Consider the following 12,088-nt stretch of genomic DNA (forward strand, 5'->3'; position numbering starts at 1 on the left):
AGGGCGAGCAGCTGGAGGTAGAGCACCGCGGCGTCCTCGCCCAGGCCGTGGGCCGCGGCGACCTCGGTGACGAGTTCCGGCGCGCCGACCGTGGGGTCCTGGGCGTACCCGACAGGGCCTCCGGAGTCCAGGCCGGCGGCGACGGCCCGGGCCGGCTCGTCGCCGAGGAGGGTCCGCAGCGCCCGCAGGCCCACCCCGCGCGCGGGGCCCACGAGTCCTTCGAGCAGTCCGAAGAGGGCGTCGTCCGGACCGGTGAGCCCGGCCGGGCGGATCAGGACCGTCTCCGCGTCACCGTGCCACGGGCGCAGCGCGAGCGCCTCCCCGATCCAGGTGGTGCCGTCCTCGTCGGCGCCGCCGGTGGCGGGCAGCCCGTACGCCTTGCGCAGCTCGGCGGCGGTGTACCCGTCCTTCTCGGTCCATCCGACGCTCAGGTCGAGCAGCAGCGCGGGGTCGGCGACGCGGCGGCGCAGCGCGGCCAGGCCGTCCGGCAGGGCGGCCCGCAGGGGGTGGCCGTGGGGCAGGGCGTAGGCGAGGGAGGTGAGGGCGGCGAGCCCGCCGGTCAGGTGGTGTCGTCCGGGCACCGCGGCGGGGTCCTCCGCGACCAGCCGGCCCTCCTTGTCCGGCCGCTGCACGGTCGTGCGGCTGAGCCACGCCGTGCGGGCCGGGTTGAGGACGGACTCGGCGTATCCGGTCGGCAGCCCGTCGAGGCAGGCGGCCAGGTCCTCGGGCACGCGGACGAGGGAGCCGAGGCGCTCGGCCCACACCCGGCCCGCCGCCCGCGTGTCGGGCCCGGACGTCCACAGGCCGGCGGGCTCCTCGGGCAGCAGGGCGCCGATGAGCAGCGCCCGGTCCTCCTCGGTGAGGGAGCTGAGCATGCCCTTGGCCGCGGCGAACTGACGCGGCTTCAGGCCGGTCGCGGCCAGCGCCTCGGCGCCCGCTTACTCCGGATGCCCCGATAGCAGCACCGCGGCCTGGGCGGGGCCCAGCGCCCCGCCCGTCGCCTCGGCGAGCGCGGCGGGTGCCTCGGCCTGCCAGGGAGCGGCGTCCTTCTCCCGGCCCAGCCGGACGACGGCGGTCAGCTCATCGGCCGTCAGCGGCGGGGTGTGCCGGTACTCCCGCTCCAGGACGAAGTGGGCGACGGCCCCGAACCGGCCCGTCGGATCGTGGTCGAGGGCGAGCCAGTGGACCCGGTCGCGGGCGTAGTCGGTGGTGTGGCAGTCGAGGACGACGACGGTACGGCCGTCGCGGCGCATCACCTGCCCGATGCGCTGCCTGTTGTCGCGCGGCTCGCTCAGGACGACCTCGCGCAGGGCGTTCCCGGGTGCGGTGAGGGGCCCTTCCGAGAGCGCTTCGAGCAGGAGCAGCAGGGCCTCGCGTTCGGCGGGGGGCAGGGCCGGCGAGGCGGCACGGTAGGCGAGCGGGCGCAGCACGGCCAGCAGCGGCGGCCAGACCAGGCCGACGCCGGGGACCGTGTGCTCCTCGCTGCGCCATCCGTCGCCGAGGGCGGCGAGGCGGTCGTCGCCGGACAGCTTCCTGCCGTCGGCGGGCTTCCCCGACAGCACGTGGTTGACGGCGCGGACCTGACGGAGCGTGTGCCACTGGTCCCTGCCGCCGTAGCCTCCCCACACCCTGGTCAGGCCGGAGGTGGCCCTGCGCAGGATCTCGTCGGTGCCGTGCTCGGGGCGGTAGTCCGCGAACATGCCCTCGCTCAGCCGGCGGTCCTGCTTCGGCTTCTCCACGGGCGGCGTCGCGAACGCGGTGGCCTGGGCGGCGACCTGGAGCGTCGTGCGCACCAGGCCCGCCACGCCGGTCAGCATCCGCTCGTCGGTGAGGCCGGGCAGCGACCGGGACACGGCCCGGCGTACGACCTCGTCGACGCTCGGCACGACGGGCTTGCCGTCGGCGTCCACGGCTGTACCGGAGCTTCCCTGGCCACCGGTGCCAGCGCCACCGGCGCTCTGGGCGCCGGCCGTCGGGGCGGGGCTGTCCGTGGCGCGGGCGGCCGCCACCTGGGCCTCCCGTTCGGTGACCGCCTCTGCCGCCTCCCGCAGCGCCTCGGCGGCACGCTCGTCGGTGAGGGACCGCAGGACGGCCGACGCGGCCTCGTCGCGGGGCCGCAGCGCGTGCCAGAACGCGACCGGCGGCACGAACGGCGTACCCCCGGCGAACGTCCCGCCGCGCTCGTTCGGCGTGACGTGGCCCAGCTCGCCGCCCGCGGTGCGGTCGTCCGGCGCGAAGAGGGAAACCCGCCGGTGCACCCGGGCCACGACCGGCTCGGCGCCCCCGGGCAGCCGCAGCGCGCCGAGCGGAACGGCGCGGGCCGCACCCCGTGACGTGCTCAGCGTGACGGTGCGCCCGTCGGGCGTACCGGTGGTCGTGCGCAGTTCCTCGGCCTCGTCCTCGGCCCGCACCCACCGGCCGACGACACTCCCGTCGGTGCCGAACGGGCTGTCCCCCATGCCGGGCTGGAGCGGCAGCGTCTCGCACTCGTCCTGGAGCAGCGTCGCGTCGTCCCGGATGCCGGAGCGCAGGAAGGCGGGCAGGGAGGCGCGTCCGTGGGTGCCCGTCTCCGGGTCGTACTCCAGCCACACCCGCTGCCGCCCTTGCCGGCCCTGGCGCCAGAACAGGGCGCCGTCCCCGAGGACGGGGCGGGCGGCGGGCAGGACGGTGTCACCGGCGTGCAGCGTGCGGCCGCCGGTGACCCGGCCGCCGCCGGGCAGCGGGATCGACGGGGCGCCGGCGTGGTCGCCGTACCAGCCGTGCGCCACGCGCTCACCGGTGAGCGTGATCACCTCGGCCGGGCGGGACGACCAGTAGCCGTGCTGCTTGCCCTCGTGCCACCACACCACCAGCAGTTCACCGTCGGTGTAGCGGAACTGCGGGCGCTCCCAGCGCCTCAGATCGACCGGTATCCGCAGCTCGTGTTCGAGGACGACGCCGTCCGGCCCCACGACGAGCGCCTTGTTCCCGCGGGACAGGATCAGGCAGGGCCAGGCCTCGTTCACGGTCAGCGCGTTGTCGCGGTCCTTGCGCAGCTCGGCGTCGAGCAGCCGCAGGGCCTGGTCGAGCGCGGGCCAGCCCAGCTCGTCCAGGATGCCGGCCCGCAGGGTGCGTCCGAGCAGGGGAGCCGTCGCGTACCCGGCGACGCGGGCGACCGCCTCGGGGTTGACGCGCGGGGCCACGGAACGGAAGGGGCTGAGCCGGTTCAGCGCGGCGCGGGCGCCGGGCAGGCCCGACGTGCCGGTGAGCTCGCCGACCGCGCCGTCCAGCCACTCGCGCAGCACGTCGCCGAGGACGGGGTGCTCGGCGAGAGGCTCCAGTGCCCGGGAGCCGTTCCGGTCGCCGCCCACCGCGCCGACGGCGTGCAGCAGCAGGGGCCGCAGCCTCGGGTCCGCGGCGACGGCGGCCAGGTCGCGCCGACCGGGCCGGTCCTCGGACAGCACCCAGTCGGGCAGCCTCATGTGGACCTCGGTGCCGGGCTCCGGGAGGGCCAGCGGGACGTCCTCGGCGGCGCACAGGTCGAGCAGGTCGATGTCGACGCCGGTGTACCGGCGGCCGCTGAACAGGTCGACGGGCCGGCCGTCGGCGCGCAGCCGCGGCGCCATGCGGGCGACGAGGTCCAGAGTGGCCGGCGAGCGGTCGCTGACCGTGGCGCCGTGCTTGCGATGGGCGGCCCACCGGCTCAGCCACTCGGCCGCGTCCACGCGCTCGGCCGCGCCGTCGGCCTGGGCCGCGGCGGCACCGTCGGCCCGGTCACCGCCGCCGGTCACTCCGGTCTCGTCGGTCTCCCCGGTGAGCAGCCGGTCGGCGCCGCACTCGGTCAGCAGCTCCAGCCAGAACTCGTCGGCCTCGGTCGTGCGGTCCAGCCCGGCCGGCATGATCTCCAGCAACCGGGCCCGTACGTCCGGCCGCTGTCCGGCGAGGACGGTCAGGGTGGCCCGGTAGGCGGTCCAGAAGGAGGCGGGCGCCCGCACGGCGGCGGGCGAGGCGATCAGGTCGGCGACGAGGGCGCACTCGGTCTCGACGCGGGGCAGCCCCGCGGCCTTGATGAGCACCCGGGCGTCCTGCGGCAGCGACGCGTACGGCGGCAGGCCCGCCGCGCAGCGCTCCACGGTCAACTGCCGGAACTGGTCCCACGCGTGCGTGCCGTCGAGCCGCGCGGAGAGGTCCTTCACATGCTGCTTGAGCGCCTTGACCGTCAGTGCCCCGGCGAAGGCGAACTCCAGGAAGACGGCCCGCTGCCGCTCCTCGTCGACGGTGAGCGCGTGCACCCGCTCGGCGTCGCGGGCCTTGCCGAAGAAGGCGCCCGCGTAGGTGGTGTTGTCGTGCTGGAGGAAGATGCGGGCGGCCTGCTCGTAGAAGGTGGGCAGGAAGTGCGGCACGGCCCGGCCGAGCCGGTCGCCGAGCTCCTCGAAGCCCTCCTTGGCGGTGCCGGGACGGGACTTGGCCTGCCGGGCGAGCCGCTCGACGTCCTTGACCAGGGCCAGCGCGTGATGCCCGTTCGCCGGGTCGTTGACCAGGGCCCAGGCCGGGAATCCGAGGGTCTCCCGGCGCACCTGCCCGACCTCGGGCGTCTCCGCCTCCCGGGCCAGCCCGAGGAAGTCCAGCGCGAGGTCCTCTGCGTCGCCGAGCGTGCCCGGCACGAGCCGGACGACGCTGCGGTCCCCGAGGGCGGGGTGCGCGTAGGTGCGGACGGTGAGGGTGTCGGCGTCCTCGCGGCCGGTGCTCCCCGGCGGCAGGACCGCGCCCGCTTCCAGCAGCGCGGCGGCCGTCGCGTCGTCGTACCCGACGGAATCGGAGCCGGAACCGGAGCCCGGGGCGGCGGACAGGTGCCCGCCGGCGTCGTTCGTCCCGTTCATGCCGCCCGCTCCTCGTCCTCGATGTCCCGCCCGGCGTACAGCGCCGCCGCCATGCGCATGCCCTCCGACCAGGCCACGGGCCCGACGCGGCCGAGCTTCAGCACCTGCCCGGCGGTGTCGGTCCACGTCAGGGGGCCGGTCTCCGTCTCCTCGTAGCCCTCGTAGTCGCCGACCCAGACGCGGGCCTCGACGCCCCGCCCTTCCTCGCGCACGGAGCAGACGGCGTATCCGCCGCGCACGCGGTACCCGAGCTGGGTGACCCGCCCGTGCAGGAAGCGCAGTTCCCGGAAGGTGCCGCCCGCGTACTCCTCGACGGAGACGGCCTCGGCGTCGAGTCCGGCGGGCCGGTGCCAGACCTCGCGGAAGAGCTGCTGGGCGCGCTGCTCTACGCCGAGTTCGACGGCGAACTCCCGCAGTTCCTCCAGGTCCTCCAGGAGCACCGGGTGCGGGAGGCGGACCAGGGCGGGGGCGATGCGCACGGTGTCGCCGTCGAGGTCGACGAGGCCGAGCCCGCGCTCGGGGTCGGCGTCCCGCAGGAACCCGGCGACCTCGCCGTCCGCCCCGGTGACCACGAGGTCGCGCAGCGCGGACCGCCAGGCGGGGTCGGGCCACACCCGGGTGAGGACGTCGAGAGGCACGGGCAGCGAACGGACCATCCACCGCTCCACGTCCGCCAGGCACTGGCGTTCGTGCCGCTCCAGCCACTCGGCGAGCTGCCGCAGCCCGACCACGGCCGGATCGTCCCCGAGCTTGGCGGGCACCGACTTCAGCCGCCGTCCGGCCGCGTTGCGGCACACCACCTTCCCGTCGTCCAGGGCGACCTCGTAGTCCCCGGCCGTCACCCACCCCATACGTGCCTCCCCGCACCCGCAGTGATCAAGTGCTGGGAACTCTAGGACAGGCCACTGACAACGCCGCGCGGCGGTCAGTTCTCCAGGCGGACCGGCATCAGCAGGGAGAACGTGTCCTCGTCGTCGGTCCGTCGGACCGCGAGGGGCGCGGTGGGAGCCCCGAACTCCAGCACCAGCCGGTCCCGGTCGCCGGCGGCGAGCGCGTGCAGCAGGAACGCGCGGTTCACGGCCACGCGGTCCGCGATGTCGTCGCCGTCCTCGCAGACGGCCACCGTGCCGTCGTCCGCGATCCGCAGCACGCTGACGTCGTGCGGGGCGACCTCGTGCCCGGCGGCCTCGTCCGGGCGGACGGGGCCGGTCTCCAGGGCCCGCCGGAAGGCCGGCACGTCGACGACGGCCCGGCGTCCGGACGGCAGGTGGACGAGGCGGCGGTAGTCGGGGAAGTCGTGCGCGAGGCACTGCCCGGCCGCCTGCCGGTCCCCGCTGTCGAGCGTCACCCGGTCGCCGTCCACGGTGAGCCGGACGGTCTCCTCGCCGGTCAGCAGCGCCCGCATCGCGTCGGCGAGCGGGGCGGGCACGACGGCCCGTACCCGGGGCCCGTCGTGGCCGGCGGCGCCGACACGCGCCACGGCGAGCCGGTACCGGTCGGTGGCCACCAGGCGCAGCACACCGTCCTCCAGGTCGAACAGGACCCCGCCGAGCACCGGCAGTTCGGGGTCGGAGCCGGCCGCGAAACGGACCGCGTCCAGCGCGGCGGCCAGTTCGGGCGCGGGGACGGACAGCCGGACGGTGCCGGTGCGGAGCGACGTCATGGGGTTCTCCCTCTGGTCGAGCAGGACGCGGAGCGTGGAGAACTCGTCGCGGGCGTCGGACAGCCCCTGTTCGAGGCGGCGCAGATGCGCCTGAAGGAGGGTCCGCACCAGGCCGGGGTCCGGGCCGGACCAGCCGGCCAGCACCAGCCGGATGTCGGCGAGCGGCATCCCGGTCCGCCGCAGCCGGGCCAGGACCCGGGCCTCCTCCACCTGTTCCGGCGCGTACCAGCGGTAGCCGCTCACCGGATCCACCCGGGCGGGGACCAGTACCCCGGCGCGGTCGTAGAACCGCAGGGCGCTCACGCCCAGGCCACTGTCGCGGGCCGTCTCCCCGATGCTGCGCATCTCGTTCTCCACGCCGCCGACTGTGGGCCCTTGACCAGGTCGAGGGTCAACTCCGTCCCGCCGCCCGCCTCCCGGCCGGCGTCAGCCGAGCACGAGCGGCAGTCGCGCGGCGAGCCCGCCCAGTGCCTCCTCCTCCGCGCGGGTCGGCGCCCGGCGGCCGGTTCCCACGAGCAGCACGTCCGTGTCGGTGAACGACGCCGGGAACGCGGCGCCGGCGATCCTCTCCAGCGCCCCGCGGGAGTGCGCCAGCGCCTGTGCCGGCGGCCCCGGCACGTCCGGGAGGTGCGCGATCAGGTCGAGGTGGTGCAGGGTCCACTCCAGGACGTACGCCGTGAGGTAGTCGCCGGCGGTGAGGACCTCGTCCTGGGTGCTCACCCGGGCGCCGGGGTCGGCGAGCGCGGCGGCGCGGCCCGCGGCGGAACCGACGTCGTCGAGGTGGAAGGCGAGCAGCCGCGGATCCTCGTACGCGGCGGCCAGCCGGACGATCAGCGCGTCGAGGGGGTCCTCACCGGTCGGCGGCCGGTCCCCGACCTTCCAGTACGACACCGCGTCGACGGTCGGTTCCGTCCGGGCCGGGGTGACGAGGGTGATCAGGACGTCCTGCGCGTCGATGACCAGATGGCACACGAGGTCCCGCACGAGCCAGCCGGCGCAGCCGGACGGCTTCGCGTAGTCCTCGTCGGGGAGGTCGGCGACGGCGGCGCGCAGCGCCGTCCAGGAGCGTGAGAAGAGATCCACGACCGCAACGTAGTGCGGTGCCCCGAGCGGGGACAAGCCGCGCCCGGAACGCCTACAGGAACCGCCGGACGGGCAGCACCGCGGCCTCCCGCACCCGCTGGAGCGCGGCCCGGCGCCTCCAGCGGGCCCGGTCGATCGCGACGCTGCGTTCGAGGTCCGCGTCGAAGTCCCGGTCGAGACCGGCGGTGAACTCCTCGTCGAGCACGGCGAGCATGACCTCCTCGTCGTGGTCCATGGAGCGCCGGTTGAAGTTGGTGGAGCCGATCAGCGAGGCCACCCCGTCCACCGTGATGATCTTGGCGTGCATCATGGTCGGCTGGTACTGGCGGATCGACACGCCCGCGTCGAGGAGCCGCGCGTAGTGGTACTGGCCGGCCAGCTGGCAGGCCCGCTGGTCGGTGTGCGGGCCGGGCAGCAGGATCTCCACCCGCACCCCGCGCCGTGCCGTGGCGCACAGCAGGTCGATGAAGTAGGTGTCCGGCGCGAAGTAGGCGGTGGCCAGGCGGAAGCGGTGCTCGGCGGAGGTGAGCATCACCCGGATCAGGGTCTGCATGTCCTGCCAGCCGAAGCTGGCCGAACCGCGCACCACCTGGACGACGGAGGTCCCGGGCTGGGTGTGCTCGGTGAACCGGTCCCGGTCGTCGTAGAGGTCGTCGTGGCACTCGGCCCAGTTCTGGGCGAACGCCGCGGCGACGCCGTCCACGGCGGGGCCCCGCACCTTGACGTGCGTGTCGCGCCACTCGTCCGGGGTGCGGGCGTCGCCGCACCACTCCTGGGCTATCCCCACACCGCCGGTGAACGCCGTGTGCTCGTCGATCACCAGCGCCTTGCGGTGGCAGCGGTGGTTCTGCTTGAACGGCGACAGCCACAGCGGTCTTCGGAACCAGGCCACCTGCACACCGGCGTCGTCCATGCTGTCGAGCAGTTCCTGCTCGATCTCCTTGGCGCCGAACCCGTCCAGCAGCAGCCGTACCCGGACCCCGGCCCGGGCCCGGTCCGCGAGCGCGGAGGCGAAGTCGTGGGCGATGCTGCCCCGCCAGTACACGAACGTCATCATGTCGACCGTGTGCTCCGCCGACCGGATGGCCGCCAGCATCGCCGGGAAGATCTCGTCGCCGTTGCGCAGCGCGGTGAGCTCGTTGCCCTCGGTGGCGGCCACGCCGATCAGCCGCTCCAGACGGCGCCGCAGCCGCTGCACGGCGGCCGGGCCGGCGTCCTCCCGCCGTTCCGTCGCGGGCGTGCGCCCGGGCACTGCGGTCTGCTCCGGCATCGGTCCTCCACCTGGCTCTTCCGCGGCCGTCCCTGTGCTGCCGAGGCGCCGGAAGCTTAGTCCGCCCCTCCTACCTCTGGCCACCGGCATCACGGAGAGTGGCCTCGGCTAGCCTGCGAGCTCGGGTTGCTGCGGACACCGGCCCCTCGCGGGGCGGCGCCCGGCGGAGACGGAGGGGACGACATGGGCTCTGCGGAGCTTCCACAGGTGCGGTGCGACGTGCGGATCGGGGCGGCCGTGCCGCGCGTCTGGGATCTGGTGACCGACATCCATCTGCCGGCCCGGCTCAGCCCGGAGCTCCAGCGGGTGGCCTGGCTCGACGGCGCGCTGCGTCCAGCGGTCGGCGCGCGTTTCGAGGGACACAACAGCCATCGTCTGCTGGGGGAGTGGCGCACCGTCTCCCAGGTCGTGACGCTGGACGAGCACCGCGTGTTCGCCTGGGCCGTCCTGGACGAGGACGGCCGCTTCGGGGAGCCGGCCCACGACCCCGCGAAGGCGCTGGCCTCCTGGTGCTACGAACTCGACGCCGACGGCGACGGCACCCGCCTGCGCCAGACGGCCGTCCTCGGACCGGGCCGCAGCGGCGTCACGCTCGCCGTCGAGCACCGGCCGGACCGGGAGGACGAGATCGTCGCCCTGCGCCTGAAGGAGCTCCGCGCCGGGATCGAGGGCACGCTGCTCGGCATCAAGGAACTGGCGGAGCGGGCCGGCTGAGCGGCATCCGGGAGCGGGCGGGGCGGGCCGGCTGAGCGGCGTCAAGGAGGGGGTGGGGCGGGCCGGCTGAGCGGAGTACGGAGCAGCCGGCCCCGGCATCCCCCAGCGGTCAGTTCTGTGTCTGACCGCCCTGCGCCACCTGGTCCGTCACGTCGGTCACCTGGCCGGCCGGCGGTGCCTCGGCCTCGACGTCCGTGCCGAAGTCGGAGAACTCCATCAGCGTGCTGACCTTCACCTGCTGGGGCGCCGCGCTGCTCTCCGGCTGGGCGGAGGCGGGGGCCTTGAGCGCCATGTCGATCTGCTGGCGCCGGATGCGGCCCTCGTCGTCCAGCCAGATCTGCATGGGCAGCGTCGGGCCGATCTGCTTGCCGAGCTGCGCGCCGCCGGGAAGCTTCGCGACGTCGATCGAGACCTTGTAGTGCGTGGTGTCGACGCCGCCGATCTTCTCGGTGCCGACCTCGGAGACGTCCTTGTCGGTGACCGCCTTCGCGTAGGCCGCGGACTGGGCGGGGTCACCGATCTGCTGCGGGTTCGCGCCCTGCTGACCGGCCACCCGCTTCAGGTCGATCTTCATCCAGGGCTTGCCGCCGGCGGCCTTCTGGTCGGGCGCCTTCTGGTAGAGGACCTGGTCGACCACCCGCTGCTCGATGCTCTGGCCCTCGGCGGTGATGGTCATGGTGCTGTCGCCCTCGGCCAGGTCGAGGGCGCCGCGGCCGTCGGCGGTGACCGACTTGCCGTTCGCGTCGGCCTTCACCTTCATCGTCATCTTGGCGGTCTCGGCCTCGGCCGTTCTGTCGTAGGCGTTGCGCACAGCCGTGGTGTCCTGCTGCCGGGCTCCGGCGGAGCTGCTCGCGCTCGTCGAGGCGGTGGACCCGCCGGCCGCCGGTTCGCTGTCGCCGCCGCAGCCCGCCAGGGCGACGCTTCCCATGACGGCGGCTGTCGCGACCGAGGCCGCCTTCATCCCCCTGCTCCCCATGAATGTTCCTCTCTCCTCACGATGGCCGACCTCGCGGAAGTGCCGTCGGCCTTCGCCGCGAGTGCCCGGGGAGAAGGCAAATACGCCCGGAGAAAGGCCGGTTGGCGTGATTTCGCGATCAGTGCGGGACGGGGTAGGTCACATGAGTGACCAGGCTCTGGTTGACGGTGGTCGCACCGCCGTGGACCAGCACGTCGCTCTCGCAGGCAGCCGCACGCGCCCGGGCCGGTGCCTACGCGATGCCGTCGGTGACGAAGTGGTACGTCGTCCCGCCGGCCATCGGCTGCGCCCCATGACCCGGCCCGGGACGACGTCCGGGCGCGAGTGTGACGCGGATCGCACGGAAGGCTCCGGACGTCGCAATCCGGACAGTGATGCGGTTACCGAATATCGGACACTCACCGCTCACGCTTTGGAACAAGTGATCATTGTGCTCGATGCGCCTTCGATAGTGAGAGGATGTCGTCGATCGACTGTGTGAATTCCAGGTTGTAGCCGTGGCCCTTAGTCCACATCAAGCGGCCGAACAACGGAAATCGCAGGATTTAACGTCTTGTTCATGACTCAGCTGGACACGCGTTCCCCGGCCACCGCGAAAGACGGTGGGGCCCCTGCCGACGGCATGCGAAGCAAGGGCCTGGGCGGCAATTCCGTGGGCCTGCTGGGCAGCGCGGTCATCGGCGTCTCCACCGTCGCTCCGGTGTACTGCCTCACCTCGACGCTCGGCTCCACCGCCGGCGAGGTCGGCGTACAGATGCCCGCCGTGTTCCTCGCCGGCTTCCTGCCGATGCTGCTCGTCGCCTTCGCCTACCGCGAGCTGAACAAGGCCATGCCCGACTGCGGCACCTCGTTCACCTGGACGGTCAAGGCCTTCGGCCCGCGCGTGGGCTGGATGTGCGGCTGGGGCCTGGTCATCGCCACGATCATCGTGCTGTCGAACCTGGCCGGCGTGGCCACCTCCTACTTCTGGCTGCTCGCCGGCGAGATCACCGGCAGCGACTCGGTGGCGGCACTCGACGGGAACAAGGCCGTCCACATCGTGACCTGCCTGGCGCTCATCGCCGTCGCCACCGTGATCAGTTATCGCGGCATGACGGCGACCAAGGGCCTCCAGTACACCCTGGTGGCGCTGCAACTGGTGGTCCTGGCGGTCTTCGTGATCATGGCCTTCACCAAGGCCGGAGGCGCGGACTTCCCCACCTCGGCCCACTTCTCCTGGTCGTGGCTGAATCCGTTCGCCGTCCAGTCCTTCGCGGCGTTCACGGCCGGCCTGTCGCTGTCGATCTTCATGTACTGGGGCTGGGACGCCTGTCTCACCGCCAACGAGGAGACCAGCGGCAGCAGCCGTACGCCGGGCCGCGCGGCGCTCGTCGCCATGGTCGTGCTCGTCGGCTCGTACCTGCTGACGGGCGTCGCCGCGCAGATGATCGTGGGCTCCGGCGACCGGGGCCTGGGACTCGCGAACCCCGACACCTCGGACAACGTCTTCGCCGCCCTCGCCGGCCCCGTCATGGGCCCGGTGA

Annotated in this window: 8 protein-coding genes and 1 pseudogene; 3 read left to right on the plus strand and 6 right to left on the minus strand. The window is 74.0% G+C overall.

Going from position 1 to position 12,088, the window contains the following annotated elements; translation table 11 throughout:
- From GTW67_RS07105 to GTW67_RS07125, 5 genes and pseudogenes are all read right to left on the minus strand, one after another.
- Positions 1-4,859: pseudogene (locus GTW67_RS07105) on the minus strand (hypothetical protein); the annotation flags it as partial.
- Positions 4,856-5,710 (minus strand): DUF4132 domain-containing protein, encoded by an 855-nt coding sequence (locus GTW67_RS07110; protein ID WP_161163950.1) that lies wholly within the window; start codon positions 5,708-5,710, stop codon positions 4,856-4,858. The pseudogene GTW67_RS07105 and the gene GTW67_RS07110, both read right to left, overlap by 4 nt.
- A 74-nt stretch (positions 5,711-5,784) precedes the next feature.
- A complete protein-coding gene (locus GTW67_RS07115) occupies positions 5,785-6,867 on the minus strand; it encodes a DNA polymerase III subunit beta family protein (RefSeq protein WP_161163957.1) in 1,083 nt (360 codons plus the stop codon).
- A gap of 81 nt (positions 6,868-6,948) precedes the next feature.
- Complete coding sequence (locus tag GTW67_RS07120; protein ID WP_161163951.1) at positions 6,949-7,605, minus strand: maleylpyruvate isomerase N-terminal domain-containing protein; 657 nt, start codon at positions 7,603-7,605, stop codon at positions 6,949-6,951.
- Positions 7,606-7,657: 52 nt separating this feature from the next.
- Positions 7,658-8,875: a phospholipase D-like domain-containing protein gene (locus GTW67_RS07125; RefSeq protein WP_161163952.1), complete on the minus strand. Its 1,218-nt coding sequence runs from the start codon at positions 8,873-8,875 to the stop codon at positions 7,658-7,660.
- 183 nt (positions 8,876-9,058) lie between these two features.
- On the opposite strand from GTW67_RS07125, the gene GTW67_RS07130 reads away from it, so the two are divergent.
- Positions 9,059-9,589 (plus strand): SRPBCC family protein, encoded by a 531-nt coding sequence (locus tag GTW67_RS07130; RefSeq protein WP_161163953.1) that lies wholly within the window; start codon positions 9,059-9,061, stop codon positions 9,587-9,589.
- 109 nt (positions 9,590-9,698) lie between these two features.
- On the opposite strand, the gene GTW67_RS07135 is transcribed toward GTW67_RS07130, so the two are convergent.
- Complete coding sequence (locus GTW67_RS07135) at positions 9,699-10,565, minus strand: SCO4651 family lipoprotein (protein WP_161163954.1); 867 nt, start codon at positions 10,563-10,565, stop codon at positions 9,699-9,701.
- Positions 10,566-10,711: 146 nt separating this feature from the next.
- Here GTW67_RS07135 and GTW67_RS07140 point away from each other — a divergent pair, with 146 nt between their 5' ends.
- The gene (locus tag GTW67_RS07140; protein ID WP_161163955.1) at positions 10,712-10,861 is read left to right on the plus strand and encodes a hypothetical protein; all 150 of its coding nucleotides are present in this window, start codon (positions 10,712-10,714) and stop codon (positions 10,859-10,861) included.
- A gap of 263 nt (positions 10,862-11,124) precedes the next feature.
- On the plus strand, positions 11,125-12,088 hold a 964-nt coding region (locus tag GTW67_RS07145; protein ID WP_161163956.1), incomplete at its 3' end, for an APC family permease.

Origin of the sequence: Streptomyces sp. SID5910, assembly GCF_009862125.1 — a bacterium.
Lineage (GTDB): Bacteria > Actinomycetota > Actinomycetes > Streptomycetales > Streptomycetaceae > Streptomyces.